General features: G+C 38.5%; 23 protein-coding genes and 5 pseudogenes. 12 read left to right on the forward strand and 16 right to left on the reverse strand.

Annotated features, from left to right (window positions below; translation table 11 throughout):
• Positions 1-671: pseudogene (locus tag CWATDRAFT_RS16595) on the reverse strand (IS66-like element ISCwa4 family transposase); the annotation flags it as partial.
• Between the two features lie 68 nt (positions 672-739).
• Here CWATDRAFT_RS16595 and CWATDRAFT_RS16600 point away from each other — a divergent pair.
• Together CWATDRAFT_RS16600 and CWATDRAFT_RS16605 are read left to right on the forward strand one after the other, a co-directional pair.
• A pseudogene (locus CWATDRAFT_RS16600) lies at positions 740-1,798 on the forward strand (IS5-like element ISCwa2 family transposase); the annotation flags it as partial.
• A gap of 91 nt (positions 1,799-1,889) precedes the next feature.
• Positions 1,890-2,105: a hypothetical protein gene (locus tag CWATDRAFT_RS16605; RefSeq protein WP_198138993.1), complete on the forward strand. Its 216-nt coding sequence runs from the start codon at positions 1,890-1,892 to the stop codon at positions 2,103-2,105.
• Between the two features lie 235 nt (positions 2,106-2,340).
• Here CWATDRAFT_RS16605 and CWATDRAFT_RS16610 read toward each other — a convergent pair whose 3' ends face one another.
• The 3 genes from CWATDRAFT_RS16610 to gshA all read right to left on the reverse strand — a co-directional run bounded on the left by CWATDRAFT_RS16610 (position 2,341) and on the right by gshA (position 6,578).
• Positions 2,341-4,401 (reverse strand): peptidoglycan DD-metalloendopeptidase family protein, encoded by a 2,061-nt coding sequence (locus tag CWATDRAFT_RS16610; RefSeq protein WP_007306140.1) that lies wholly within the window; start codon positions 4,399-4,401, stop codon positions 2,341-2,343.
• 449 nt (positions 4,402-4,850) lie between these two features.
• Positions 4,851-5,312, reverse strand: coding sequence for a tRNA (cytidine(34)-2'-O)-methyltransferase (locus tag CWATDRAFT_RS16615; RefSeq protein WP_035827241.1), 462 nt, complete (start codon positions 5,310-5,312; stop codon positions 4,851-4,853).
• A 120-nt stretch (positions 5,313-5,432) separates the two neighbouring features.
• A complete protein-coding gene (gene gshA / locus CWATDRAFT_RS16620; RefSeq protein ID WP_007306138.1) occupies positions 5,433-6,578 on the reverse strand; it encodes a glutamate--cysteine ligase in 1,146 nt (381 codons plus the stop codon).
• A 65-nt stretch (positions 6,579-6,643) separates the two neighbouring features.
• Here gshA and CWATDRAFT_RS16625 point away from each other — a divergent pair, with 65 nt between their 5' ends.
• On the forward strand, positions 6,644-7,177 hold the full coding sequence (locus tag CWATDRAFT_RS16625; protein WP_007306116.1) for a hypothetical protein: 534 nt from the start codon (positions 6,644-6,646) through the stop codon (positions 7,175-7,177).
• A gap of 9 nt (positions 7,178-7,186) precedes the next feature.
• Here CWATDRAFT_RS16625 and CWATDRAFT_RS16630 read toward each other — a convergent pair whose 3' ends face one another.
• Positions 7,187-8,653: a nucleoside recognition domain-containing protein gene (locus tag CWATDRAFT_RS16630; RefSeq protein WP_007306137.1), complete on the reverse strand. Its 1,467-nt coding sequence runs from the start codon at positions 8,651-8,653 to the stop codon at positions 7,187-7,189.
• Between the two features lie 165 nt (positions 8,654-8,818).
• Here CWATDRAFT_RS16630 and CWATDRAFT_RS41040 point away from each other — a divergent pair, with 165 nt between their 5' ends.
• A complete protein-coding gene (locus tag CWATDRAFT_RS41040) occupies positions 8,819-8,953 on the forward strand; it encodes a hypothetical protein (RefSeq protein ID WP_021830982.1) in 135 nt (44 codons plus the stop codon).
• A 36-nt stretch (positions 8,954-8,989) separates the two neighbouring features.
• Here the strand turns inward: CWATDRAFT_RS41040 and CWATDRAFT_RS16635 are convergent, their stop codons facing one another.
• From CWATDRAFT_RS16635 to CWATDRAFT_RS16650, 4 genes are all read right to left on the reverse strand, one after another.
• Positions 8,990-10,198: a glycosyltransferase family 4 protein gene (locus tag CWATDRAFT_RS16635; RefSeq protein WP_007306136.1), complete on the reverse strand. Its 1,209-nt coding sequence runs from the start codon at positions 10,196-10,198 to the stop codon at positions 8,990-8,992.
• 75 nt (positions 10,199-10,273) lie between these two features.
• Complete coding sequence (locus tag CWATDRAFT_RS16640; protein ID WP_007306135.1) at positions 10,274-10,786, reverse strand: superantigen-like protein SSL4; 513 nt, start codon at positions 10,784-10,786, stop codon at positions 10,274-10,276.
• 188 nt (positions 10,787-10,974) lie between these two features.
• Positions 10,975-12,033, reverse strand: coding sequence for a phycobilisome rod-core linker polypeptide (locus tag CWATDRAFT_RS16645; protein WP_007306134.1), 1,059 nt, complete (start codon positions 12,031-12,033; stop codon positions 10,975-10,977).
• Positions 12,034-12,059: 26 nt separating this feature from the next.
• Positions 12,060-12,782 carry a 15,16-dihydrobiliverdin:ferredoxin oxidoreductase gene (locus CWATDRAFT_RS16650; protein ID WP_007306133.1) on the reverse strand — a complete coding sequence of 241 codons (723 nt, stop codon included), beginning with the start codon at positions 12,780-12,782 and terminating at the stop codon, positions 12,060-12,062.
• 243 nt (positions 12,783-13,025) lie between these two features.
• On the opposite strand from CWATDRAFT_RS16650, the gene CWATDRAFT_RS16655 reads away from it, so the two are divergent.
• From CWATDRAFT_RS16655 to CWATDRAFT_RS16670, 4 genes and pseudogenes are all read left to right on the forward strand, one after another.
• Positions 13,026-13,481, forward strand: coding sequence for a globin family protein (locus CWATDRAFT_RS16655; RefSeq protein WP_007306117.1), 456 nt, complete (start codon positions 13,026-13,028; stop codon positions 13,479-13,481).
• Between the two features lie 81 nt (positions 13,482-13,562).
• Positions 13,563-14,051 (forward strand): annotated as a pseudogene (locus CWATDRAFT_RS16660) (globin family protein).
• A 125-nt stretch (positions 14,052-14,176) separates the two neighbouring features.
• Entirely contained in the window at positions 14,177-14,962 is a 786-nt protein-coding gene (locus CWATDRAFT_RS16665; protein WP_007306120.1) for a phycobilisome rod-core linker polypeptide, read from the forward strand.
• 276 nt (positions 14,963-15,238) lie between these two features.
• On the forward strand, positions 15,239-15,976 hold the full coding sequence (locus tag CWATDRAFT_RS16670) for an RNA-guided endonuclease InsQ/TnpB family protein (protein WP_007306121.1): 738 nt from the start codon (positions 15,239-15,241) through the stop codon (positions 15,974-15,976).
• Between the two features lie 428 nt (positions 15,977-16,404).
• Here the strand turns inward: CWATDRAFT_RS16670 and CWATDRAFT_RS41045 are convergent, their stop codons facing one another.
• Positions 16,405-16,536, reverse strand: coding sequence for a hypothetical protein (locus tag CWATDRAFT_RS41045; RefSeq protein WP_007306132.1), 132 nt, complete (start codon positions 16,534-16,536; stop codon positions 16,405-16,407).
• Between the two features lie 42 nt (positions 16,537-16,578).
• Positions 16,579-16,896, reverse strand: coding sequence for a hypothetical protein (locus CWATDRAFT_RS38615; RefSeq protein ID WP_007306131.1), 318 nt, complete (start codon positions 16,894-16,896; stop codon positions 16,579-16,581).
• A gap of 102 nt (positions 16,897-16,998) precedes the next feature.
• Between CWATDRAFT_RS38615 and CWATDRAFT_RS16680 the strand changes: the two genes are divergently transcribed.
• Positions 16,999-18,468 carry a leucyl aminopeptidase gene (locus CWATDRAFT_RS16680; RefSeq protein WP_007306122.1) on the forward strand — a complete coding sequence of 490 codons (1,470 nt, stop codon included), beginning with the start codon at positions 16,999-17,001 and terminating at the stop codon, positions 18,466-18,468.
• Between the two features lie 391 nt (positions 18,469-18,859).
• On the opposite strand, the pseudogene CWATDRAFT_RS16685 reads toward CWATDRAFT_RS16680, so the two are convergent.
• Positions 18,860-20,343: pseudogene (locus tag CWATDRAFT_RS16685) on the reverse strand (IS1380-like element ISCwa5 family transposase).
• Between the two features lie 420 nt (positions 20,344-20,763).
• On the opposite strand from CWATDRAFT_RS16685, the gene CWATDRAFT_RS16690 reads away from it, so the two are divergent.
• Positions 20,764-22,080 carry an aminopeptidase P N-terminal domain-containing protein gene (locus CWATDRAFT_RS16690; RefSeq protein WP_007306123.1) on the forward strand — a complete coding sequence of 439 codons (1,317 nt, stop codon included), beginning with the start codon at positions 20,764-20,766 and terminating at the stop codon, positions 22,078-22,080.
• Between the two features lie 219 nt (positions 22,081-22,299).
• On the opposite strand, the gene CWATDRAFT_RS16695 is transcribed toward CWATDRAFT_RS16690, so the two are convergent.
• From CWATDRAFT_RS16695 to mddA, 3 genes are all read right to left on the reverse strand, one after another.
• The gene (locus CWATDRAFT_RS16695; protein WP_007306129.1) at positions 22,300-22,563 is read right to left on the reverse strand and encodes a DUF6737 family protein; all 264 of its coding nucleotides are present in this window, start codon (positions 22,561-22,563) and stop codon (positions 22,300-22,302) included.
• 100 nt (positions 22,564-22,663) lie between these two features.
• Positions 22,664-23,071 (reverse strand): DUF4332 domain-containing protein, encoded by a 408-nt coding sequence (locus CWATDRAFT_RS16700; protein ID WP_007306128.1) that lies wholly within the window; start codon positions 23,069-23,071, stop codon positions 22,664-22,666.
• Between the two features lie 180 nt (positions 23,072-23,251).
• On the reverse strand, positions 23,252-23,995 hold the full coding sequence (gene mddA / locus CWATDRAFT_RS16705) for a methanethiol S-methyltransferase (RefSeq protein ID WP_007306127.1): 744 nt from the start codon (positions 23,993-23,995) through the stop codon (positions 23,252-23,254).
• 564 nt (positions 23,996-24,559) lie between these two features.
• On the opposite strand from mddA, the gene CWATDRAFT_RS16710 reads away from it, so the two are divergent.
• Positions 24,560-25,030, forward strand: coding sequence for a hypothetical protein (locus CWATDRAFT_RS16710; protein ID WP_042711698.1), 471 nt, complete (start codon positions 24,560-24,562; stop codon positions 25,028-25,030).
• A 121-nt stretch (positions 25,031-25,151) separates the two neighbouring features.
• Positions 25,152-25,682 carry a transposase gene (locus CWATDRAFT_RS16715; RefSeq protein ID WP_021831989.1) on the forward strand — a complete coding sequence of 177 codons (531 nt, stop codon included), beginning with the start codon at positions 25,152-25,154 and terminating at the stop codon, positions 25,680-25,682.
• Positions 25,683-26,089: 407 nt separating this feature from the next.
• Here CWATDRAFT_RS16715 and CWATDRAFT_RS16720 read toward each other — a convergent pair.
• Positions 26,090-26,452, reverse strand: a pseudogene (locus tag CWATDRAFT_RS16720) (ISAzo13-like element transposase-related protein); the annotation flags it as partial.
• Positions 26,453-26,653: the final 201 nt, after the last annotated feature.

A 26,653-nucleotide genomic window follows, 5' to 3' on the forward strand; every position in this document is an offset into this window, starting at 1 on the left:
ATGCCAAAGACATACTCTATAAAATGTTCCTGTTTACGCCATGTAAGATTACCCCCATAGCCAAGCCAGCCCACGATGCTACTTAATCGCGCCCCATAACTGAATCCTTCTTTAACTCCCAATGGAACAGGACTGTAATCTGACCATCCACAACTAGGACATTTATAGAATCCGCGACGATATTCCCTGATTTCTATGGGTTGGTCTACTACTTCAGCCACTTGCTGGACTTTTTCGGGAACTACTTCATCTCGTTCCACTGAACCCCCACAAACAGGACAGTTTTCTAGTTCTAAAGGGACTATCTTATCGGGCTGACCAAAACCATTACGGGTCTTCCCTAGGTGGTCATATTTTGGTCCGCGTTTAAATCCTTTTTTGCGTTTCTTTTTGTCAGAAGGCTTTTTTAGTGGGTCTGATGATGGGGGGACTGAACTGTTTTTTGAGTTACGGTTTTTTAGCTTATCTCTCTCTTCTTTCAATTTTTCAATTTCTTGCTGTTGTGTAGAGATTTGTTGTTGTTGCTGGTCAATCAGTCTTTGTTGAAGAGATAACTGTTGTTGTGCCTTGACTAGCCACTCAATCATGAAGACATTGTTCGCCAACTGTTCATCGGCGATAGCTCTAACTAGCTTTGAATCAATGGTAGCATTTGTGGTCATAACCCCCACTATACATAAAAATCCCCGATTTTACCTTTATGTTGTCAAGACAGATTCTTTATTGCGGTGAGCAATTACAAGGTAAACTAATTTTAGATGCGACTTGTGCGCCAGCAGACATCAAATACCCAACGGATTTAGGCATATTAAATCAAGCCAGAATTGAGACAGAAAGAATAATAGATAATCTTTATAAACCATTAAGAGTAAAATTGAGAAAAAAGCCGAGAACTTCTAGAAAAATTGCTAGAAAGGAATACTTAAAAGTAGCTAAAAAACGAAAAGTATCTTATCAAGAAAGAAGAAAAGCTATCGGGAAACAGTTAAAATACCTTAAGAAAAATTTAGGAAATATAGAAGACTTAATTCAAGCTGGGGCTTCCCTGGAAAATCTGAGTAAAAGACAGAAAAATTGTCTAGAGACTATCAAAAAAGTTTATGAACAACAACAGTCAATGTGGGAGAATAAGACCCAGAGTGTTCCTCAAAGAATTGTAAGTTTAACTCAACCGCATATTCGTCCAATAGTGAGGGGAAAAGCAGGAAAAACAATAGAGTTTGGAGCTAAACTCTCAGTAAGCTGTGTAGATAACTATGTGTTTCTAGACAAAATAAGTTGGGAAAACTTCAATGAATCTTGTCATTTAAAAGAACAAGTAGAAAAGTATAAAGAAACGTTTGGCTATTATCCCGAATCCGTCCATGTAGATAAAATTTATCGAACTAGGGAAAACAGAAATTGGTGTAAGGAAAGAGGGATAAGAATCAGTGGTCCGAAGTTAGGAAGACCTCCGAAAAATGTCAGTGAAGAAGAAAAGAAACAAGCCCACTCCGATGAATGCTTCCGTAATGCTATTGAGGGAAAGTTTGGACAAGCTAAACGAAGATTTAGCCTAAATCTCGTGATGACAAAACTCCCTGAAACCTCCATTACATCTATTGCTATTACATTTTTAGTTGTCAATCTTTGTAAACTTCTGAGGCAGTTTTTGTCGCTTTTTTTGTCCTTATTTACTAATAATAGAACAGGGGAACTCATCAAACCGCCTTTCATTAATTTTGATTATAATTTAAACAATTTTTATGTACTAAAACTTATTGATTTGTCAGAAAATTCTTGGTCAAAAGTGGCATAAATTTTGGAGAAACTTTTTCAGCAAACCCTAATTACTATTTAAAAACGAGACACAATACAGCTTGATTGCCCTGTTAGAATCAGTGATTAAGGTGGACTTCATTTGTCTAAATTTTTCTTTTATGCTAAGGTTTAGTCAATTTAACTGGACAGAGTTTGAGGGAGAGTTCTGGTATTGCCAGGTTGTTTTTGATGCAGAAACTTCTGAAGAAGCAGGGTTAGTGCCTCCTGCTGATGACTCCAATCCCTCAACAGGAGGTTGTGGTCCATTTTCTTGGAGTAAATTAATTCCTTTATCTCCTGACTAGATTGAACTACCCCAAATGCGCGAAGTTGGGGATTCTTTACACGATAAAGAATCGTCTTGAAGCGCGCCATTTGCCCCTCTAATACCTTCCTCTTTTCAAAGATATCGGCTTTACTTTTACGTCCAATGTTAGCAGAAATCAGTTGTTTCTTGGGATGTTACCCACGAAAAAAATCAGAGAAGTGTTGCCTTCTCTGATTCAAGTTATTCCATCATTTGAAAACAGGGCTAATGATTTAACGTTTTCTATCCTTGGGTAAGAAGGCCATGGGGTTTTGTGCGCCTCTACCTTTAGGATGGATTTCGTAGTGAAGGTGGGGACCAGTGCTGAAACCTGTGCTACCCATTTCAGCAATTTGTTGGCCTTGTTCTACTTTCTGACCACGACGCACTAAAATACGGCTATTGTGAGCGTATAAGGTAACACTGCCATCGGGGTGACGAACTTTAACCAATTTGCCGTAACCGCCAGAATTCCAACCTGCGCTGATAACTTCTCCAGGAGCCGAAGACACAATGGGAGTTCCCACAGGAGCCGCAATATCAATTCCCCTGTGCATTCTGCCCCAACGAGGACCGTACCCAGAGGTGAGAACCCCTTTACTCGGCCAAATATGTCCGGTAAATCTCATGGGAGCATCGGGAAGATAATCATCGGGGTTGGAGATCCCAGGGAGTTCTGGACCCACAGCGGTTCCAATAGGAACTTCAAAGGCGTTGTTGTATATAGAAGGGTTACTGGGAGCAGCACTGATTAGCTCAGGTTGTCTATTATCTAACCTTTGTTCGATGGCCTGTTGAGGGGAGGTTATTGGGGCGCGATCGCTAGACCATTCAGGGTTTAAGGCTTCTCCTACTACGGTTTTAGTGGAGGGACGGGGTTGATTAAGGGAAATGTCTGAGCCTCTGTCACCATAATCCTGTTGTAAAGTGACAATGTCAGACTTTAACTTATCGGCATGGGATTGTTGAACGGTGGAAATTTCCAATTCTGCTGCTTCGGTATTCCTATTAGAAACAAAGTTCCTTGGGGAGCGATTTTCTTCATTGCTATTAGAAACAAAGTTTCTTGGAGAGCGATTCTCTGTCGGAAAGTCGTCAAATACAGAAGGTAAAGTAGTTTTTTGAGAGGGTTGAGCTTGAGCGATCGCCGCTTTTTGAGGGATAATCAAGGTTTGATTAACTCGAATTAAGTTGGCGTTGTTGATGCCATTGGCACGAATTAATTCTTGGGTAGAAATCCCGTGACGACGAGCAATACTGTTAAGGGTATCCCCTGGACGAACCCGGTAGCTTTTTTTGCTGACTGGCTGAGCCGTGGGTTGACGCACAACCGGCCGTTCAGGTTGTATAAAAGAGGTTTGCTCAGGGGGGATCACATCGATGGATTGACGAGTTCTAGGTGTTTCCTCTTGGGCTGGAACAACCTTGATGGGAATAGGTTGATCCTCTTCAAGCTTAGCAGTGGTTTGGGGTTGTAGAGAAGGAACCACGGGAAGGATTGATTGCTCCTCTTCCTCTAATATTGATACTTTCAGGGAAGAAGTTTCTTCTGTTTCTTCCTTGACAGTGATTTGTTCTAATTCTGTTTCCCGACTAAATACAGGAATCTCAATGGCTTCAGCAACTTCTATTGTTTCTACATTAGCTACCGTCTCTTGTTCTTCTGGCTGCTTAAGGGGTTGACTGACATCAGCAACAGCTTTTTTTTCCACAATACTGTTGGCTTCTTCGGTTTTCAACTCCGCTAAGCTATCTTGCAGACGCTTTCTGGTTTTTCTGAGGTGGTCAAGGGAGGTGTTGACGGATTTTGTACCAACACTTTTGTTATTGATGCTACTCTCTGGAGAGCTTTTTGGCGTAATTTTCTGAGATGAGTCCTTATCAGAAGGAATTTTTATGGTTTCTCCTGGCTCTAGCTTAGCCGCAAGTGGCAGATTGTTCATGGCGGCGATCGCCTCTGGCTTAACTTGATAGTTGTAAGCTAGTCGGGTAATGGTATCTCCCTCTTCTACTTTATGCTTCAGGGCTAAAGGAGATAGTTGACTACCCTCACTGGGAAGATCAGAAAAATTGGGAAGACTAGAAATCTCTGTCTCGGCCGTCACACCATTAGCTGCTATTGCTGCTTTGTCTTGGCTCAATAACATACCGCTTGCGCCCATAGAAATGGCCAATCCGATCATGGCTCCTGAGCGACGAACCCGACTTTTCTCACTTGAGGCTAATTTATTTTGAGAGTCTTCTGAAGAAGATAGTGCCTCTAGTTTTGTGTGATCTGCCAAACAAGAAGACATTGACGTTAGTTCATTAAATTTACCTTTCAAGGACAACCTCCTACTGTGTGAACGAGGGATTTGGACTATAAAGAGTCTCTATAAGATGATTTTTAACTTAGTACACCCATCAGATGTTAGTTTTAGTTGAAATTTCCAAATAAGTCAATGTACTTAGTCAGTATGTTATGAGAGATTAACTTACGCTTTCTGTAAACAAGCGCAAATAGATTGTAATCTACTCAGCAATTTTTCATCCATACATAACATTTGCTGCAAGACGCGAGTTGATTGACGCTACCTATTCTTAAAAGGTTTCATCGGTGGTTATCTCGTCTGCTCTAAGTGCCAATTTCTGGGCTTTCCGGTCTTATAGGGACCATTTTTCTCTGGCTCGTTTTTCACCTTGGAATCATAGAAATTTCTTATGAAAAATATGATTAATTTCTCTATTCTCTATTCTCTATTTGTCAATGTAGTTGATCTAACTGTCTTAAGGCTTCAAATAAACCAATGGCTACACTCACAGATAGGTTAAGGCTTCTGACTTGGGGGTGAGGCATGGGAATATAGAGCATTTGGTCACATTGCTCTCTAAATTTATCAGGTAGTCCCTCGGTTTCGCTGCCAAACACTAACCAGTCATTTTCTTGAAAATTACACTCCCCATAGCAGGATTTCCCCCTGACACTAAATCCTAGTAATCTGCCTTCTTGTTGCTTCTGAAAGCTGACAAATTGCTCTAAATTTTCATAATAATGCAGCTTTACATGGGGCCAATAGTCCAACCCTGCACGTTTGAGATAACGATCGCTCAATTCAAAGCCCAATGGACCCACTAGGTGCAGTTCGGTGTTGGTAGCGGCGCAAGTTCGGGCTATATTTCCTGTATTTGGGGGAATTTGAGGATTGACTAAAACGACTCTCGGCATAACCATCGATAGTTTTTTTTTATGAATAAGCTACTCTAGGCAAACAATTAATTTTGTTAAACAGTTGTTACACCCTGATTAATAAAACTTATGTATTTTTAGGCAAAATTTAATCATTTTTTAAGCCACCAAGAGCGCGTCACAAAGTTTATCTTCTAACATTTTTTCTTGTTGGGCAACAGTTTGGATTTCCTCGGCGATAATTAAGGGAATATCGGGAGAAGTTTGATATTTTTTTAACCATTGTTGGGCTAAATTGCCGTTGCGGAGGATCTTGTTAACAGGAGACAAAAAACAACTAAATCCATTTTGTTTAGCCAATGGAGATACTTGTTGATATATTTGTTCGATCCAAGCGGTTGCCTTGATTTTACTCCCATCTTGCCAATGATAAAGCTCTGCTTCTAAACTGTGTTTAGCTACGGCCATTTCATTACTGTGGGTGATATCAAGTATGGTATCGGGGGATAGTTGACTACTTTTGAGGGGATCGAGGGTGGGATCTTTGATTAATTGTAGAAGACGAGATTCTAATAAGGCGATCACCGCCAATAAAGCAATAGGATCAACGATTAAATCACAGATTCTTAATTCTAAGCGATTGAGATGGTAAGGTCTATTGTGACCGTTAGGGCGCACCGATGTCCATAAATGGCGGACATTTTGCATGGTTTTTAGTTTTAACTGTTCTTCTGTCCAGCGGATAAAATGATTATGACTCTCAAAAAAGGGGACTTTTTCGGGGGTTTGAGGGAACATCTGCCACCTGGTAGAGTGATATCCTGTTACTTGTCCATCTAAGAAAGGAGAAGACGCACTCAAAGCTAGATATAAAGGTGCTTCAACCCGTACTAAACGGCAAGCTTGCATCAATAATTCTGGATCAGGGATACCAATATTAATATGAATACTGGCCGTAACCACATCGGTTCCATAGGTATTTTCAATATAGCTATGATAGGGATTTATGGGATCAGAACGGTGAAACTTCTTACTATCCCCTAAAGAGAGGGTACTTCCTGGAATTATGGTGTAATTACCAATTTTTTGTAAATATGCTCTTAAATTTTGTCTAGGACGTACTAAAGCACAAAGAAGGCGATCGTAACAAGACAAAGGGGCAGTAGTATATTCAACGTTACGACTATCAGGTTCTCTGACAAATCCGTTAAGGTCTTTACTAATACGATCGGACAACCCCACAATTTCTCCTTGGGGTGTCCCTGTATACATTTCAACTTCAACGCCCTTACATAGTCGTGTCATAAACCCTCTGATAGTATAGCCTTTGTTGCATTATATTCTCTATTATTAACGATTTCGACCGACAAATGATCAACTATTTTTATTTTTTTTGTTATTGTTGTTTAAATTTATTAATTTTTTCTGGCTCACTTAGAAGTGAATCTGTTAGTAATAATAGGGAACAGGCAAGACCTCAAGGGGAAAGGATAATATATGTTGCTCAGTCTGAGTTAATTAACCAAGGGGACAATGAGAATAATATCAATAGGGATCATTCTCCTAATATTATAGATCAGGGTAACTTTATCACTGGTACTTGGCGTGGGTTTCATGAATCTGAGGGATTGATGGTTTATTATGGTTATCAATTTCGACCAGATGGAAGTTTTGTGGCTAGACATCGTATTTATCAAGACCGAGAAACATTGGAGGATATAACTTGGCAAGGACAATGGCAGTTCATCGATAATATTTTAAACCTAAAAGCTTTCAATTCACAGGATAAAACCCAAGAAGCAATATTGAAATTTAAGTTAACAGATACTTTCAAATTAGCTTATCAAACAGGGTCTTTATCCCCTACTTATCAAGGGATTCTTTTAAATAAAATTGGTTATTAACTGGCACGATCAACCTACCCAAAAAATTTGAGCCAACAGACAAGCAGATAAAATTCCTGAAAAATCTGCTAACAAAGCAGCTATTAATCCGTGACGAATATTCATTATACCGATTGACCCAAAGTAGACAGCTAACACATAAAAAGTGGTTTCGGTACTTCCCATCATGATAGAGGAAACAAAAGCACTGTAGGAGTTAGGATCTCTCTCAATCGCTTCACTCATCAAACCAAAGGCTCCACCCCCGGATAAAGGACGTAAAAGAGCCATTGGTAAGACATCTACAGGAAGGCCGATCCACTCGGTATAAGGACCCAAAAAAACCGTGATCCCTTCCATTGCTCCTGATGCACGAAACATTCCAATAGCGACCAAAATCGCCACTAAAAAAGGAATAATACTAATAGCAATGTCAAACCCTTGTTTTGCTCCCTCCGTAACCGCTTCATAAACTTTCACTCCTCTTCCTAAACCATAGACCACAATAAATAGCATTAACCCTGGTAGCAACCAATGGGCAAGAAAATCAGACCGAATAAACTCCCAATAATTCTCACTATTAAATCCCCGATAAAGAATCGCCCCTAAAAATGCTCCTACAATTCCCCAAGCAATCAATCGAGACAATAAACCAGGAGTATAAAGTAAATGTTCAAAATTTTGGCTTTCTTCTGTATCCAAACCATGATCTCCATCTATTACTTCCATTTCTGTCTCCTTTTCTTCTCTATCCAAATCATACCCACCCCCTAACTTCCTCTCGGGAGGGGGAACTAAAGGGGGTGAGTCTATTTCTGTGTCAGTTTCTTGTCTCAAAGTATTTGTTTTCAGCACAGATGATTCTGAGAACGATTGAGCATAATCTTTATCTTTGTAACCTAACCAAGTAGCAACGGAGACTCCTACAACGGTTGAAATAGTTGTTGCTGCCAATGTGGGAAGCCAAATAGCCGCAGGAAGGGTACTCCCGGCCGCTGCTCTTACCCCAATAATAGTTAAAGGAAATATGGTGACACTGGAGGTATTAATAGCCAAAAATAAGCACATTGCATTAGTGGCTGTTCCTGGGAAGGGATTAAGCTTATTTAGTTCAACCATAGCCTTTAAACCAAAAGGAGTTGCTGCATTTCCCAGTCCTAACATATTAGCGGAGATATTCAACAACATGGCTCCCATAGCTGGATGAGTTGGAGGAACATCAGGAAATAATCGAACCATTAAGGGTTTTAACCACTGAGCTAAAGTTAACATCAATCCTCCGGCTTCGAGAACACGAATTAACCCTAACCAAAGTGCCATAATTCCAATTAATCCAATGGCTAATTGCACCGAACTTTTAGCCGCGTCTACACTGGCTTGGGTAACAGCCTCCATTTTCCCTGTATAACTGGCTAATATAATGGAAATAGCTATCAAACCAACAAAAACCAGATTAATAGTGCTAGGCTTTCCACTTTGGGTACGCAAAAATGACATTAATTAATTTTTATACTCTTCTTGATGGATAGTCTGAGGAATTCTCAGCCCCATAACTGTACGTTGTTAGACTTCTTATTGTCAAGAATATGTTATTTTCCTCATAATCTGGGAAAACTAAGATCAATAAGTTCAATTAATATTTAGATTAGTAGTCCCAGTGTTATGTATAAAAAGATAAAATATTATCTCTACAATGGTACCATCAAGAGAATTAAATGGACTGGTCAAACTGATCATATTCTTAATGTTACTGTTACTCTTGATGTTGATGAATCCATTGATTCCCCCTCACTTTAGGGAGAGGTAAGGTTGTGGAGTTGTAAACCTCTTCCCCTAATTGTTCATTATCCAGTCAATATGTTCCGGTAACAATCGAGATAGATCATACTTTTCTTGGATCGTTTCCCTGGCTTTGACCCTTAAATTAGCCATTTTATCAGGATGATCTAACACTTCTTCTATCCGTTCAACTATCCTATCAATAGCGAAAAAATCAACCAATAAACCATTAACTCCGTCTTCAATAACTTCTTCTACAGGGGGTTTAGTTTTTGAACCCAAAACTAAACCCCCTGTAGACATCACTTCTAACATAGACCAAGACAGAACAAAAGGACGGGTTAAATAAACATGAACCGATGAAGCTTGGATAACTTGTAAATATTGAGAATAGGGTAACGATCCCGTAAAATGTAATCGGGCTAAATCATAATCATAAGTATCTAACATTAACTTTTTATAACTCTCCCCTTCTGGGAGCGATCGCCCATAAGCCACCCGATCATCTCCCACAATAACCACATGACAATTAGGGCGTTTTTTTAACAGGATAGAAACCGCTTCCATGAACTGAGGAAACCCCCGATAAGGTTCCATTCCCCTAGCGACATAAGTAACAATTTCATCTACTTCTGATAAGTCTAGGTTCTTATTTTGTAAGACCAATTTTGCCCCAGGTTTCGGGTGAAAATAGTTAGTATCTACCCCATCGTGACGTACTGTAATTTTATTATGAAATTCTGGGGGAAATTGTTGTCGTTGCCAATAAGTCGGAGATAAGCCGCGATCGCAACTATACAAGTCCGTCAACATGGGTGTATTTTTAATCCTAATACGAGCTTCATCATCTGCTGTTAAGGGTTCTTTGGGATCGAAGTCAGCATCGGTTCCATGAGCGTGATAAAACCATTCAAAAAAACATAATAATTCCGCTTTAGGAAAGATATCTTTAATAAACAGAGTGGGACCCCACCCAGAATGGCCGTAAACCACATCGGGGATAAATCTTTCTTTTTTTAACTGTTCTGCTAGACGATAAACTGCTTGTCCTTGGAGTACCGCATTTTCTAAGTTTCTCACATAATGCTGGGTTTCCCGACGGGCTTGACGAGAAGGGGTATAGATAGCTTTTAAAACTCCTGAAATGCTCCCTTCTTCGCGCTTTGTGCCGAAGACAACCTTATTTTGGGAATTTTTAGCCAAAGCAGTTACTAAATGGCGAAATTGTGCCGGAAAATTGGGATGCAAAAATAGAATATTCAATGGTTACTTGTTGGATAAAAAATAGTCTAGAACTTAGTTCTAGACTACAACCAAAAAGAAACTTAAATCAAGAAATTAAACCCGTCTGATTCCAACTTGAGAAGCCATGTCCTTAAAGTTATTTAAACTAGGGCCGGGACGACGACGAGGAGTAGAAGTCATATAAAATTTGGTAGCAAATTCTACTTCTTTTGGTTCCTCTTTTTGAAGAGTTGTCTCGCTGTTTAAAGGAGAAGAAGTTGGAACTATCTCAGTTTTAGGTGTTTCTTTTTTGGCTTTCTTTTTAATAGATGTCTTCTTACTTTTTTTAGCTGGGGCAGATTGTTCAACCACTTCTGTTGGCTCTGGAGCAGGAGTTTCTACTTTAGCCTCTGGAGCAGGAGTTTCTACTTTAGCCTCTGGAGCAGGAGTTTCTACTTTAGCCTCTGGAGCAGGAGTTTCTACTTTAGCCTCTGGAGCAGGAGTTTCTACCTTAGCCTCTGGAGCAGGAGTTTCTACCTTAGCCTCAGAAGTAGGAACATCAGCAGATTCGTCTAATTCCAAGAAGAATTCCTTTTTTTTGCCACCACCCAATAAATTTTTTAACATTGTTTCTAATCTCCTAAAAAGTGAGTTAATAAATAATTGAATTCACGAAAACTTAAATCTAAGAAACTTTACGGACACATATCGACTTTCTTAGATTTAGAAACTTTTTGCAATGATTATTAACAAAACTTAACCTAAAAATTAAGCTTTGTCAATAAAACCGATTTCTTTTTGAGTTTTGGCTCAGGTTATCGGATAGAAGAATATCGATTACGCCATTTATTGAGCCTTGCATTACCAATAACAGCTAAACGCCGAGCATCTTTGATCTTTTCTTGTAGTTTAGAGATTTCTTCAGCATTAAGATCCCTTCTCCGTTGCCAACTGAGGGTATCACCTGATGGCTCTTCTGTTCTCTCTAGAGAACTAGGAACAGAAATGGCGGTGACAAATGTACGCTCAGGTACTTGATTAGCATTAGAACTGGGGAACTTACTCAAGGCTAAACCACCCAGAAAACCACCCGGTTGTAAATCAGCCAATTGTTTTTGTAAGCGTTCAATCTCTTGTTCTTGTTGGGAACATTCTTCTTTTAAGGCTATAAGCTCATCGTTTTGATAATATTTGAAGAGACTAAGGGCTGTTGCTGCCGGATTCAGGGCTTGAGCGATTAATGCTTTAACATCCTGAACAGGGGCGTTACCGCCAGGGTTATTGTAAATAATCGCTTTATTGAGTAGAGAATTATTATCTGATGAACTGGCCTTATCACTGGTAGAAACACTGGGCAGGAGTGTAAACATATTGGTAAAGCCTAGCAGTGTCTGCCCAGTTTGCGTCTGATAACCTCGACAATAAGGAACAATATTTTCACCAAAATTATCTTGATATTCGTCACTGTCAATGTAGGAATCGATCTCTGCAAACCATCCTCCGTCATCCAATATCTGACTATGATGGAAGGTTTCGCTATAGTCATTAGGAGCGCGTCCTAACAGGTGTTTAAAGTTTAATTCAATGGAACGATAACGAGGACAAGTTTCAAAGAAGAGAGAACGATACAATTGAGAATAAGCCACTTGTCGAACAAATTCACGAACGCTAATTTCTCCGCCTTTAACTTGAGATTCAAGACTTATTAGCCTTTCACTCTCCATCAGATGAGCATTTCCTAAAACTTGTTTATAAACCCCTCGGATGATGGTTTCGATGTCGTTTTCATCGGAACCTGGGATAAACTCTAGGTGATCGATTTTATCAAAAGATTGAAACTGACGTTGTTTGGCGGAGTCGATAATTGTTGACATGATAAACGTTATAAAAGTACTTATCTTTATTTAACCGCAACGGGGACAGAATCTTCAAATAAAAAGTTATGAACAAATTCTTCAGCCCATTCACTGCCAAAATAGCTACGAAATAGCCCTGATGCGGGATCTCTTTCTGCACTATACTGATCGTAATCTTTTTGAGCTTTGGTGATGCGTTCAATGCTGGCTGAATCGGTTTTAGGTTCTGCTTGTTCTAAGAGTTGCCAATATAATTGTAGATATTCTTGATAAGCAGGAAACAGACGATTAACAACCGTTTCGGCATCGGTTTTAGCAAATAATAAATAGGGGGAAAAATATTGATTAGCGTCATAGAATTTCATTTCCAAATCTTGCGCCAATTCATTATATTTTGCACGTATGGGTGCTATGGGTTCAATATATTTCTCTAAATAATCTTCATCACGAAATAAGGGTTGAAAATCCAAAACTACCAAGATTTTCTTCTTACCAAAAGCCAATAAATCAACCCCTAATAAGGGTAAATCGTACTCATAACTGGGATAAAGAACACTGTTGAAAATTTGGGCAGTTTCCCCAGCATTGATGTAAGTGTAGCGAATTTTTCTGAACTGGGGACATTGATAGCACCAACTTTCAATCATGGCGGGATTTTTACCCCGTTGACTGATTTGAAATTCCAATTCTGGATCAATCGGTCGACTACTTAAATCAAAGCGACTGAATAGTTCTTTTTCTAGGTGTTGGAGAAAAGGTTGAAACATAGAGTCACCATAGAGATACTAAAAACTTTTCTGACCTTACACCAAAGTATTGGCTTCTGTCTCATTTCTGAATCTATAAGTTACAATTTGTAATAAAACAATTCAAGGGTGTTATTATCTCTCTTTGTTAACTTTTATTAAAAAAATCATGAACCTCTACAGTTAAAAGCGAGTTTCCGAGGATAAGTTTTTAACTAACTGTCTCCACGGTTACGCAGTCTTAAAAAAACAGGAGAAAATTCAATGCTTGATGCTTTTTCAAAAACAGTTATCGCAGCTGATGCTGGTGGTTCTTTTGTTGGTGCTGATGATTTGGCATCCCTAAAAACGTTTATTTCTGACGGTAATAAGCGTCTGGATGCAGTTAATAACATTGCTAGTAATGCTAACTGCATTATCACTGATGCAGTTGCAGGGATCTGTTGCGAAAGCGAAGGCTTAACTCAACCTGGTGGTGGGGTTTATACCAACCGCAAGATGGCTGCTTGTCTTCGTGATGGAGAAATCATCTTACGCTATGTCACTTACGCTTTATTAACCGGTGATCCTTCTGTTCTCAAAGATCGTTGCTTAAATGGCTTAAAAGAAACCTATAGTGCTTTAGGCGTTCCTACTAGTAACACTGCTCGTGCCGTTGCCATTATGAAAGCTGCTGAGTGTGCGTCTTATTTTGATGAAGTTATTGCTACCATCAGCTAAGACTGAAATATTTTAGGCATTGTGAAGTGCATTGACAATTTTGTCGAATTTTCTGAAGAAAACTAGGAGAAACTCTCAATTATGAAATCTGTTTTAACCACAACCGTTGCTGCTGCTGACTTAGGCGGTCGTTTTCCCAGTGCATCTGATTTAGAATCAGTTCAAGGAAGTTTACAGCGTGCTGCTGCTCGTATGGAAGCTGCTGAAAAATTAGCTGCTAACTATGATGCTATTGCTCAAGAAGCTGTTAATGCTATTTATCAAAAGTTCCCCAGTGGTAGTGGTCGGGACATTGATGGCAGTGTTCAAAAAGATAAGTGTAAGCGTGATATCGTACACTACTTACGCTTAATCAACTATTGTTGAGTGGTTGGTGGTACCGGTCCCATTGATGAATGGGGAATGGCTGGTGCGCGCGAAGTTTACCGTGCGTTAGGAATTGATACCGCTACATATATCACCGGTTTAACCTTCCTCCGTAATCGTGGTTGTGCGCCACGGGATCTGTCTCCTCAAGCTTTACTTGAGTATAACGGATACCTTGATTATTTAATCAACTCCATGTCCTAGTTAGAAGGATAGTTATGGAGTTGGCAAGTGTGTTAAAAACACACTTGCTTGTTTGTTTATTTGTTGGTTGAGTAAACCGAATCAACACTTAAAAGAAAATCAGAAAAACTTATCACAATAAAATCATGTCAATTTTAACTGCATCAGATATTCTCGGAACTGAACCGCTAGAACTTCGCCCTAATTACACTGAAGACGATCTACAGCAAATCATCAGAGCAGTATATCGGCAGGTATTGGGAAATCAGCATTTGATGGAAGGCGATCGCTTGAGCAGTGCTGAAGCACAACTGCGTAATGGTGATATTACCGTTCGTGGGTTTGTTCGTGCTGTTGCTCAATCGAGTTTATATCAGTCTCTCTTTTTCCACTCTGCCTCTCAATATCGCTTTATTGAGTTAAGCTTCAAGCATTTTTTAGGTCGTCCACCTCAAAGTCAAGAGGAAGTATCTGAACACGTTCAGATTTACAACGAGGGAGGATACGAAGCTGAAATCAACTCCTACCTTGATAGTGACGAATATGCTCAAAGTTTCGGGGAGAATATCGTCCCCTATCCTCGTAGCATTCGTTCAGTGGTTGGGCTAACAAATGAAACCTTTAACCGTACCTTTTCATTGTTACGAGGCCCTGCTAACAATGATAGTAGCAATAATAATGCTCGATTGATTTCTTCTATTGCTGCTAATTTAGCCACTCCCATTAAACCTATAGCTGTGGGTAATGGAGCTAATTATGACAATACTGGTAAGCGTTTTCGCATTGCTTTTTCCAGCAAGCAAGGTGCTGCGAGAATCAACAAGTTTAGTTGTCAGGAACGGGTGATTAGCTACGACCAAATGTCTAAGACTGTTCAAAGTATACACAAGTCAGGTGGTACGATTCTGAAAATCACCGAGGTGGTTTCATAACTAGGGTTTGAGTATCATTTCTGCTAAAATTCCTAGATTTTTGTCCCACTTTCTACATGAACTAGGTCTATTTTTAGGTTTCATCAACTTAGAATACAGATGTCTAGGTAGTAGGGTTCAACGGCCGTTGAACCCTACTACTTATCTTAAAATGTTGGATTGAAGACCCTCGGTTTTACCGACGGGATGAAAATCCGACCAACAAACAAACCTATTTTAGCTTCTTTAAACAAACTTTACACAAAAAGTAACCTTGTGTAAGCTAAATATAGAACCATGCTAACTATGACCTACGAGTACAAACTGCAACCAACTCCTGAACAGATTGATATCATCGAGCAAACTCTTGATGTGTGTCGTTCTGTCTGGAATTTTTCGCTACGTCAGCGTAAAGATTGGTGTGCTTCTCGTAAGTCCCCTGTCAATGCTTGCTCCCTCAATTGTGAATATATCATCTCTGCTGATGCCCCTTTCCCAAATTACCATAGGCAAGCCAAGGAACTAACCGATGCTAAAAAGCAATATCCTCAGTTAAAGACAGTCCATTCTCAAGTTCTTCAGCAAACTTTAAGAACTTTGGACAGAGCTTGGGATGACATGAGAGCCAGAGGTTTTGGTTTTCCACGCTTTAAGAACAAGTATCGTCTGCGTTCGTTTGTATTCCCACAGTTGGGGAAAGACCCCATTAGAAATGATGCTCTGAAGCTTCCCAAACTAGGATGGGTTAAGTGGAGACTATCTCGACCAATTCCAGAAGGGTTTCAAGTCAAGCAAGCCAGGGTTGTTAGAAAAGCATCTGGTTACTTTGTAGCTCTGTCACTACAGTTAGATGTTGATGTCCCATCCCCCCTAACCCCCCTTAGTAAGGGGGGAATGAAAGGGGGGATTGGTCATCCTAGAGGGTTAGATTTAGGATTTGAGAAGTTTGTGGCTACTTCCGACGGTGAAGAGATTAAACGGCCTAGATTCCTCAAAACCCTACAGCGCAAGGTTGAATTACTGCAACGTAGCTAGTCAAGAAATTAGGAATCGAGGCATAACCGCGGTCGGGCAGATGGTAGCGGGTCGGCTTGCGTCCTCTGAGGAAACCTCAGAGGCGTTGGGACCCAAAAATGTCTGTGGACTCAGAGCGACGGGGAGCATCACGTGTGATGCTCTAGTTGGTGGGGGACGAAGCAGAAAACTAGCATCGTGAGGTGTTAGAATCCCTCGACTCCGTCGACGGGAGTATGTCAAATGAGTAATTTTGGCAGGATTAAGTAACCTGAGTTCGATATAAGGAAATTTTCAGAAAAAAGACTCAAATCAGAAGTCTCAAACCTTCATTCTCTCGTTAAAAAAATCATAACTCCGAACTCCGAACTCCGAACTCCGAAGTCAGGTTAAGTAGGTTTTTGGTAACAGACTCAAGCCAATAAATCCAAACTCTGAACTTAAATTAACTAGCGTTGAAAACTAAATTTGCCGTTTATTTTTTCTCCGTTAAGCTCAGAAAGAATAGTAAGTTTATATTCTCCTGATTCGGTTTCAGAAAGCATACCGTGATAATGATTTCTCTCAGCTTCATAATTCAAAGGAATAGCTTTTTGTTCACCATTGGGTAATTGAAGTTGACCTTAAACTTGAGCAGTCTTAACTTGTTTATTGGCTTCACCTTCTAGTAAATAAAAAGCAATATGAACACCCTTATCACTGGGAACGGTGACAAGTTTTAAGGTATATTCACCTGATTTAATCACTTGTTCGCTCTGGGAATGTTTTCCGTGATCATGGCTATGATCATGACTATCATGTTCTGAGTGGTTTTCTTCGGAAATTGTTGCGGAATTAGAACCCATTGACTCATCTGAAGTAACCGTGGGGTTTGTACAACCTACGAGGAAAAATAATCCCATACTACCGAAGCATAATAAACCTAATTTTATTGTTTTCATAATTTAACTGTTCTGGATAAACACAATACATTATATGAAAGACCTGAGAAAATAGTAGAATTGTTTAAGGTTTATTTTAGACAGATTTGGGAACACATAGATATGGATATTCGTGGAATCGATACCCCTTTGTTAGATTGGAGTGGAGATGCGATCGCCTTGGGGTTATTTGAGGATGAAACAATCTTAACAGGGGAATTGAGCCAGTTAGACGAAAAAACTGGGGGAACCCTGGCAGAATTAATCGAAGAAACGGAATTTAAAGGAAAATCCGGTAGCAGTGCTGTTACTCGTATTGGTGGGGGTAGTGCCATCCGTAAACTAATCCTCATAGGTTTAGGGAAAAAAGATGAGTTAAGCTTAGATAGCCTACGTTTGGCGGCTGCTGCTGTTGCCCGTTTAGGGAAAAAAGAAAAGGTGAAAAGCTTAGGGATTAATTTTCCTGTGGTGGAGAATGAGGCAAGCACCACAACAGCGATCGCCGAAGGGATGATCCTCTCTTTGCACCAAGATAACCGTTTTAAATCCGAACCCGAAGACAAACCCTTAAAACTGGAAACAGTTCATATTTTGGGAGTTGGGGCGCAAAGCGAAGCGGTTGAACAAGCGCAAACCATAACTTCTGGGGTTATTTTAGCACGGGAATTAGTAGCGGCACCTGCTAATAGCGTCAACCCCGTAACCTTTGCTGAAACTGCCCAAACCTTAGCCACAGACTACGGTTTAGACATCGAAATTTTAGAACAAGAGGAATGTGAAAAACTGGGTATGGGGGCATTTTTAGGGGTGGCCAAAGCCTCAGACTTACCCCCGAAATTTATTCATTTAACCTACAAACCCGCAGCAACCCCTAAACGGAAACTTGCCATCGTCGGTAAAAGTTTAACCTTTGATTCTGGCGGTTTAAACTTAAAAGGATCTGGTAGTGGTATCGAAACCATGAAAATGGATATGGGTGGTGGTGCAGCCACATTAGGTGCCGCCAAAGCCATCGCCCAATTAAAGCCGGATGTAGAAGTTCATTTTGTTTGTGCCGCTACAGAAAACATGATCAGTGGCAGGGCCATGCACCCTGGAGACATTTTAACCGCCTCCAATGGCAAAACTATCGAAGTGAATAATACCGACGCTGAGGGACGTTTAACCCTCGCTGATGCCTTGGTATATGCTGAAAAATTAGAAGTGGATGCGATCGTCGATCTCGCTACTTTAACCGGAGCTTGTCTTGTAGCTTTGGGGAATGATATTTCTGGGTTATGGAGTACGGATGAAACCCTTACAGAAGAACTTAAAACTGCCTCTGAAACAGCCGGAGAAAAGTTTTGGGTGATGCCGATGGAAGAGAAGTATTTTGAGGGGTTAAAGTCTCCCATTGCAGATATGAAAAATACCGGACCCAGGGCCGGGGGTTCTATTACCGCAGCCTTATTCTTAAAACAGTTTATCAAGGAAACTCCTTGGGTTCATTTGGATATTGCTGGGCCAGTTTGGGCCGATAAAGAAAATGGGGTTAATAATTCCGGTGCAACCGGGTTTCCCGTGAGAACCTTGGTTAATTGGGTTTTAAGTTAAAATGACAAAACCCCGTAGGGTGGGCATTGCCCACCTTACAATAATGTCCTAATCTTTTTTGGTACTGCTATAGCAAAGGACTTGAACACACCCAAACGCTCATCAGAGATTATAGTTGGGGATTCACTTGCACCCAGAAGGTTTTACCCGGATTTCTCACAAATTAATTTGAAAGCCCAATCCAGAGATGAAAAATGATAATTTTTAGGACTAATAGAAATTTTGAATATAGATGAATAAAAAAATTGACTTTGATTATCCAAAAATTGAGTTTAAGAGGGAATAATTATATTAACTTTTGATTTTCTCCACGATAAATAAGACTAAATGAAAGTATCAGTCAGTCAACAACTTATGATAGATATCTTTTTTAAAAAACAACTTATTCTACTTATCCAGTATTAGGAATAGTTTTAATTCTTTTGTTAGCAATAGACAAAATATCTTGATAAGGACAAGCACTAGCTATAGCGATAATAATTCTTCTACAACTAATCTTTATTCTGGCTCCCAACTTAAGAAGATTTAGACGTATTCTTCCCACAGTTGCTTTAGCCAATGAAGTTTTTTTAAAACAGTGTTGACGAAAAGCATTTATGAGAACATAAGCCCAGAAATGTATCCATAATCTTAGTTGATTACTTTGAAATGTTTGAGTTGAAGTTCTATCAGCTAACAAGTCTAATTGTTGTTCTTTAATCCGATTTTCCATCTCGCCTCTCGGACAGTATTTTTTTGTATAAAGTTTTGAGGGTGGAATTTTTGAAGCGGGCAAAGATGTCACCACATGGCGCATTTTTAAGCCATCACTTCCATAACAAACTTTTGTCACTACTCTTCTTTGACAACTCCATGACTTTTCTGTTTTATAACGAATAGAGCGATACCAAGTAGAAATTGGTACTATTTTTTTAACTTCTTCTAAATCTTCTTTTTTCTGAAATAAACTATCCATTAATTCAGTTATTGGAGCTAGTTTTTTTTCATATTCATGTTTGGCTTTTTCAATTACATCATCCGCTCGTAACTTAAGAACGCCATTTGTTCCCATAGCTATAACATAATCAACTAAAGGCTGATTTTCACAAAAATAGAAGATTTCTTCACGGGCATAGGCACTATCACCCCTAACTAGGATATGAGTCTCTGACCATTTTTCTCTAATTAGTCCGATAATTCTTTGTAATTTGTCTAAGGCTCCATCGGCTGGATCTACATTAGATGAACGAAGTTTAGCAACTAATAAATGATGCCCACAGAAAATATATAAAGGAGCATAACATACTCCGTGATAATAACTATTAAAAAATGCCCCTTCTTGATTACCATGTACTTGGTCATCCGTGACATCCATATCTAATATAATACTTAAGGGAGGTTTTTTATAAGACTCTAAAAAAAAATCGACAAAAGACTTTTCAATGGCTTCAAAGTTGGGTTCTATTTTATGATAACGACTCGTTTTTTGGTCGAGAATAGTCTCAGGACAATATTCCAATCTATTAATTGTACTTTTTCCAGCTAACCATCCCTTTTTATCTTCAAGTTCATTAAGCTTTTCTAAAGCGATCTTAAGGGCAGGATCGTGACCTAATTTATCATGGTCATTGACATCTTCATAGCCTAAAATAATTCCATAAAGCCTTTGTGCTAATAACTCATGAACGGAATGATCTACATAAGATTGATGACGATGCTCTTGAAAACAGTTACCAAACTTCTCGGTAATTCCCAGTTTTTTATCCAACTCAGCTATCCAGACAATCCCCGCATCTGAAGTGATTAGTCCCCATCAAAATTAGCGATTATTTCTTTTCCTTTCTGTTTACTAAAGTTGATTACTTGACGAGGGGTTCGGGGATGACTGGGACTCATTAAATCAGTTTAAGGTAAATTGCTTTAATAATTAAATTATAGCATATTTTATTCTAACAATCTAGTACTATTAGAGATTTTATTAATAATTTTTTTGGAAAAATGAGTGATTGATTTATCTTTTCATCTTTGTCTAATTCGGGTTGATTTTAACTTAAAATCTGACAACAGACTGTTGGTTGGGGAAATCTGCGATCGCTCTGTTCAAACCCACTTCCTGTAAGGCTTCTGTGTTTGGCGATCGCAGATTTTGTGAGAAATTCGGGTTTAGCAGATGCGTCTTTGTGGAAGTCTTAAAAAGAATATTCTGATGGTAAGTCATCAAAAAATCTGAAAATAGCCATAGCATCAAAGGAAGTCTAGCTTTATTGTTTGTTTTTGAGTTATGCTAATAGATTAGTCAGTATATATTAACGTATTATGGGAATTGATAGCAAAGAATACAGCCAACGTAGAGAAAAATTAATGCAAAAAATTGGTCAAGGGACGGCCATTTTTCGCAGCGCACCTACATCAGTGATGCACAACGATGTAGAATATATTTTCCGTCAAGATAGCGATTTTTTCTACTTAACAGGGTTTAATGAACCCGAAGCAGTGGCAGTTTTTGCCCCTCACCACGAGGAACACCGTTTTATCCTCTTTGTACAACCAAAAGACCACGAAAAAGAAACATGGACGGGTTATCGTTGTGGTGTAGAAGGTGCTAAAGAAAAGTATGGCGCAGACGTAGCTTATCCCATCACAGAATTAAACGAAAAATTACCCGAATATCTCACAAAAGCAGATCGTATCTATTACCATTTGGGACGAGATAAACATTTTAATGAGGTTATTTTATCCCATTGGCAAGGATTAATAAGAACCTATCAAAAACGGGGATCTGGACCGGTTGCTATTGAAGATACCAGTCCCATTTTACACCCCATGAGACAAGTAAAAAGCGAAGCAGAATTAATGATGTTACGTAAAGCAATGGACATTTCTGCTGCTGCTCATAACCGTGCGCGAGAATTTGTTAAAGTAGGTCATTATGAGTATCAAATTCAAGCAGAAATTGAGCATACTTTTAAACTTAATGGAGGAATAGGCCCAGCATATCCTTCTATTGTTGCTTCTGGTGATAATGCTTGTATTCTCCACTATATTGAAAATGACCGTCAAATTCAAGAGAACGATTTATTATTAATTGATGCTGGTTGTTCCTATAGTTATTATAATGGAGATATTACCAGAACTTTTCCTGTTAATGGTAAATTTACAGGGGAACAAAAAGCTATTTATGAGTTAGTATTAGAAGCGCAATTAAAAGCTATTGAAGAGGTAAAACCAGGAAACCCTTATAACGAGTTTCATGATATTGCTGTTTGTGTTTTAGTACAAGGATTGATTGATTTAGGGTTATTAAAAGGGGATTTAGAAGAAATAATAAAAGAAGAAAAATATAAACCTTTTTATATGCACAGAACCGGTCATTGGTTAGGTTTAGACGTGCATGACGTTGGGGTTTATAAAAAAGATGAAGAAACTTGGTATCCTCTGCAACCTGGTCATGTTTTAACCGTTGAACCTGGGATCTATATCGGTAAGGATATTAAACCAGCAGAAGGACAACCAGAAATACCTGAAAGATGGCGAGGTATTGGTATTAGAATTGAGGATGATATTTTAGTAACAAAAACGGGTCATGAAGTGTTAACTGCTGCTGTTCCTAAAGCAATTGATGAGATTATTTAGGAACCTAATTAAGTAGGTAGGCAACAATAAACGCCAGTTCGTAGTAAGTCCTTTAGGAATAGAAAAGTAAGTAATGAAGGCTTTAGCCTTCATTACTTACTTTTCTATTTTATCTTTAATTACACCTACCTAATTAGATAAGGTATTAAACTAACTGACGAGGGTAGGGGGGAGGGGAGACGGGTAGACTGTTTGTTTCCTATTTTTTCAACACTTCCTTTAAGTGCTTGTTAGCTTAACAGAATTATCTTTCGTCTTCTGACTTTCTACGTATTCTGTAAACATTCGAGGATACATAATTAAAAAGTAACTCCACCAAACCGTCACCAAAATTGTCATAATAATCGTTATCCAAATAATATGAAACATGATCCAACTACCAGCAATTAATCCTATTCCCGTTGATAAAATAGACCAAGGTTGACACCACCAGGGTTTATAGTCCCAAATATTAGATGATTCTAAATTAGATAAGTCTGTCATGATTTTTTACTCAATAATAGCACTATATTTTTATGGTTGAAACATTAAAGAGATTCCGAGGAACGACGAATGACAATTATTAATTATTAATTGTTAATTGTTAATTGTTAATTGTCCTTGCTTCATTAATCCAAGTTTTTACAACATCAGGAGAGGGACATAAATCTTTTCGTTGTAAGGTAGCAACTTGTAATTTAAGAATTTGTTGATGTAAAAAACTAACAGAAGTTTGGGACAACTGATCCACGGATATGATACCCGAATGTAAAATGAGTCCGCAATAATCACATCCGACACTGGGAACCCTAGCTAAGTCAGCCAAAGCTGCCCATTTGTTAATTAATTGTAGTTGACACTTTAATTGATTAGCTAAATGTTGCTTATTTTTTTTAGTTTTAGTTATCTTGAGTAAATCTTGAGTATTGTTAATTCCTAAAGATTTTAATTGTTCTTGATTTATTTTACTTAACCCTGGTAATTGTTCAATTGGCCAATCAGAAAATTGCATAAAATAAAAGCTCCAGCAATGGTTTTGATTTTTGGTTTTCCCCTGTAAAGTAATGAAATAATAATAAGTATTGATAATATTTTATCTGATGAATTTCCCCCCGTCTCCCCGTCTCCCCGTCTCCCCGTCAAACTCTAAGAATAAATTTTTTGCAAAAATGGGATGCTCCCTTATTGGACCTTAAGATTCTGGGAGACTTGTCTTGAGAAAAGGAATTAACATGGATACTTGCTGCTGATATTTTTTGTATAAATCGCCATAAATATCAATTAAATCCTTCTCTTCTAGGTGAATGGCAATAATGATGTAAGCTGTCATTCCTAGAGCAAAAATGAAATGAGTGATAGTCATTTTGGGAGTAAACCAAAGGGCAATGAGAAATCCCAGCATTAAAGGGTGACGGACATACTTGTAAAAACCGATAATTTTGAAGTCTAGATATTGATATTTCTCAGACTTGAAATAGAGGTAAACTTGTCTTAAGCCAAATAAATCAAAATGATTGATTAATACTGTACTAAGAAAAACAATTACCCATCCTAGTGCTGAAATACTGTAGAGAATATAGGTTAGGGTTATATTCTTGACTTCCCAGACAACTCCCCCTAAAGGTCTCCATTGCCAAAACAGAAGAATGAGCATCAAACAAGTCATTAAAACATAGGTGCTTCTTTCGAGATGTGAGGGAATTGTTTTTAAGCACCATTTCTTAAAACCTGGACGCGCCATTCCGCTATGTTGAAGTCCAAACAAACCAATTAATGCTAAGTTAATTAGTAAGGCGGTACTCAAGCTTTCAGTTGGTGCTGAATCTAGAGATTTGGGAACCAGTAAGTTCTCTTCAAAGCCGATTAAATAAAGAAAGGTGATCAAAAAGGTTAGGTAAGCGATTAAGCCATAGATGACACTTACAATACGTTTCATGATTATTTTTGAACTGATCAATAGGGCGTTTACCGAAAATTTGGGTTTAAAGCCCCGTCCTTCTTGCTCCGTCCCTATGTCTGAGGGAACCTCAGACGGGGCGGTGCGCTTTTAGGACGGCTTTTCTAGAGTTTTTATGTAATCCCTAAGAACTTCAGACATAGGAATTTGTTGGGATTGTGCATAGGATTTAAGGGTTTCATACTCAAGCTCAGATAATAAAAGTTGTAGTCGTTTAGTTCTTGCCATATACTCTAAATATCTGTATAATTAGAGTATAGCAGGAAAGGTAATCAACCTGCTCTAACAAAACCTAGTGCTGAAAAAGCAACGCTGTACCTTGGCAATCAAAGATATGGGGTTCTATCCATAAGTTCTAGTATCCTTCCTGTGGGTAGGTAAAATCTTTCCAGGAGCTAGACAAAACAGTATTGAACAAAATAGTTTCGCGCAGTCCCCATCTAAAATTTCCAATTTAGATGGGGTTAGCGAAACCAGTAAATAAACGCGAAGCATCGTTATATATGTTACTATAGTTCTAACTGATAAAACTTTTCAGTAATTATGGGTAAGTCTAAAACCAAACGTAAAACTAAAAAGAAAAAACAGGACTCCATGATTCGTACAGATGTCTGGACTCTCAAAGTGACATCTCTAGAGAAAAAGTTATTATTATTGACTGTTGCTGAATATAGAAGATTTTTAAAACCTTTAGTTTTTATTGTTAATGCTGAATGGAAATCAATTGGGAATTTAACCGATAAAGAGAAAGTAAACTATCTAGAAAAATCTATCCATGTAACTAGCAAAAACCCCCAGATAAAATATTCATATTATCAAAAAGTTATCAATAAATATCCATCGTTTCGGAAGTTTCCTAGTTATTTAAGAAGAGCAGCAATAGCGGATGCTATTGGCATTGTTTCAAGTTTTCAGACTCGTTATAGAGAATGGCAATCAGGGATAAGAAAAAATAGAAAAGTAAGACCGCCTCGCTTAACAGCTATGTGTCAATCTCCCTCGTGCCTTATATAAAGGTCAACAGGTCAAATATAATAATGATTATCAAAATGTTTCTCTCAAAATTTGGAATGGTTTTGATTGGGTTTGGTTAGAAGAAATCCCAGTAAGAGGCCATGGACTTAACCGACATAAAGTGATAGGGAATCAAATCAAGTCCCCTGCTTTAGTTGTTAATTCTAAGACTTGTCAGCTTTCAATGCCAGTTAAAGTTAAACCGATAACAAAGGAGGATTCTGATTATGTTTGTTCCGTAGATTTAGGCATTAATAATGCTGCTACTTGTTCAATTGTTGGACGGGACGGTACTGTAAAGGCTAGGAAATTTATCAATCCGGCTAGAGACATAGACCGTCGAAATAAACGGAAAATGATGATTACTAAAAAGTCAAAACAGACTCATAAAAAGACAGGACAAAAGTTTTTTAAGGGCTTTTGTCGAGGGCTTTATCGAAAGTCAAGTAATATTAACTTAGAAATCTCTCGTAAAGTTTCTAGAGAAATTATTGAGTTTGCTAAACTTCATAATGTTAAAGTAATTGTCATCGAAAACTTAGCAGGATGGAAAGCTAAGGCAGGAAATAGAGGCACTTTAATGAGACAAAAGTTTCATTTATCGAAAATAGTTGGGTCTAAAACCCCGCCTTTTAAGGCGCATAGTTTTTGAAGCGGAGCATAAATCTCTGTTTCAAAAACAACTTCTGTACGATAGTGCCGGAACGTAGTGAGGAACTTCTGACTTCTGACTTCTGACTTCGTTAAGGTGCCATCAAAGAATTGTAGAGATTTTAAATGACCGATGGACAGAATTAGGGGGAGATGTGCAAACAGTTAACCCTAAATATACCAGTGCTTAGGTGATTTCCAAGAAAAAGTTTCCCACCCATTCTCAGAATCTGTTTGTAGAACATCTCAAATAAGCGAAAAGGGAAAAATAAAAAGTTGTTCGCGGATACTTTCCGCGAACAAAAACCTCCCTATCTAAAAGAAAGAAATACGCTAACTTTTAAATTAGCTTTGACTATTTTTAAAAAGGAAATTCACTTAATTTTACACTCTTATTAACTTTTTAGACTAACTGGGTCTAATCAAAATATCCCATTTAGGTAAGTGAGGATTACGTTCTAAACGTTTCTCAATTTCCTTCATCTCTTTTTTCGTTAAAGAAATGCCTTTTTGATAAACTTTTTTACTTAACTTAACTATCGGATTTAAGCCTTTCCATGTCATAGTTTTTACCCAAGCTAACATCGTTTGAGCATTTCTCAGAAGTGTTCCGTTCCAATGCCTCTCTAAAATTCCCCAACATCTTTCTATGGGATTATATTTACTGTGATAAGGAGGAAAATATAGTAATTGAATAGATTTCTTAGTTTGGTCGGCAAACTCTACCATTCTCTTCAAAAATTGCCTTCTTATTCCACTATTTTCTGGTCCATTATCAACTTTAAATTTGGATGTTCTCTAGTTGCTGCTTTTCAGTTATACTCAGACTTGTCCACCATTGCTTCAAGTTATCTTAGCATGAATTACTCGTTTATAAGACTTCCAAAGTTACTAAGTTGCCTGTATTTATTAAATCCACAAGAAGTATTTCTTAAGTCCATATATACTTGAGCTGATTTACCTCTGGTGGCA

The sequence above is a fragment of the Crocosphaera watsonii WH 8501 genome, assembly GCF_000167195.1.
Classification (GTDB): domain Bacteria; phylum Cyanobacteriota; class Cyanobacteriia; order Cyanobacteriales; family Microcystaceae; genus Crocosphaera; species Crocosphaera watsonii.

Coding starts and splice junctions, on each gene's coding strand:
- CWATDRAFT_RS16670 (WP_007306121.1), top strand. CDS start 15,239: ATGCTAACTATGACCTACGAGTACAAACTGCAACCAACTCCTGAACAG.
- CWATDRAFT_RS16655 (WP_007306117.1), top strand. CDS start 13,026: ATGCTTGATGCTTTTTCAAAAACAGTTATCGCAGCTGATGCTGGTGGT.
- CWATDRAFT_RS16665 (WP_007306120.1), top strand. CDS start 14,177: ATGTCAATTTTAACTGCATCAGATATTCTCGGAACTGAACCGCTAGAA.
- CWATDRAFT_RS16695 (WP_007306129.1), bottom strand. CDS start 22,563: ATGACAGACTTATCTAATTTAGAATCATCTAATATTTGGGACTATAAA.
- CWATDRAFT_RS16630 (WP_007306137.1), bottom strand. CDS start 8,653: ATGTCATTTTTGCGTACCCAAAGTGGAAAGCCTAGCACTATTAATCTG.
- CWATDRAFT_RS16625 (WP_007306116.1), top strand. CDS start 6,644: ATGATCAACTATTTTTATTTTTTTTGTTATTGTTGTTTAAATTTATTA.
- CWATDRAFT_RS16680 (WP_007306122.1), top strand. CDS start 16,999: ATGGATATTCGTGGAATCGATACCCCTTTGTTAGATTGGAGTGGAGAT.
- CWATDRAFT_RS16615 (WP_035827241.1), bottom strand. CDS start 5,312: ATGCCGAGAGTCGTTTTAGTCAATCCTCAAATTCCCCCAAATACAGGA.
- CWATDRAFT_RS16700 (WP_007306128.1), bottom strand. CDS start 23,071: ATGCAATTTTCTGATTGGCCAATTGAACAATTACCAGGGTTAAGTAAA.
- CWATDRAFT_RS16640 (WP_007306135.1), bottom strand. CDS start 10,786: ATGTTAAAAAATTTATTGGGTGGTGGCAAAAAAAAGGAATTCTTCTTG.
- CWATDRAFT_RS16610 (WP_007306140.1), bottom strand. CDS start 4,401: ATGTCTTCTTGTTTGGCAGATCACACAAAACTAGAGGCACTATCTTCT.
- CWATDRAFT_RS16645 (WP_007306134.1), bottom strand. CDS start 12,033: ATGTCAACAATTATCGACTCCGCCAAACAACGTCAGTTTCAATCTTTT.
- CWATDRAFT_RS38615 (WP_007306131.1), bottom strand. CDS start 16,896: ATGAAAACAATAAAATTAGGTTTATTATGCTTCGGTAGTATGGGATTA.
- CWATDRAFT_RS41040 (WP_021830982.1), top strand. CDS start 8,819: ATGTATAAAAAGATAAAATATTATCTCTACAATGGTACCATCAAGAGA.
- CWATDRAFT_RS16650 (WP_007306133.1), bottom strand. CDS start 12,782: ATGTTTCAACCTTTTCTCCAACACCTAGAAAAAGAACTATTCAGTCGC.
- mddA (WP_007306127.1), bottom strand. CDS start 23,995: ATGAAACGTATTGTAAGTGTCATCTATGGCTTAATCGCTTACCTAACC.
- CWATDRAFT_RS16710 (WP_042711698.1), top strand. CDS start 24,560: ATGGGTAAGTCTAAAACCAAACGTAAAACTAAAAAGAAAAAACAGGAC.
- CWATDRAFT_RS16690 (WP_007306123.1), top strand. CDS start 20,764: ATGGGAATTGATAGCAAAGAATACAGCCAACGTAGAGAAAAATTAATG.
- gshA (WP_007306138.1), bottom strand. CDS start 6,578: ATGACACGACTATGTAAGGGCGTTGAAGTTGAAATGTATACAGGGACA.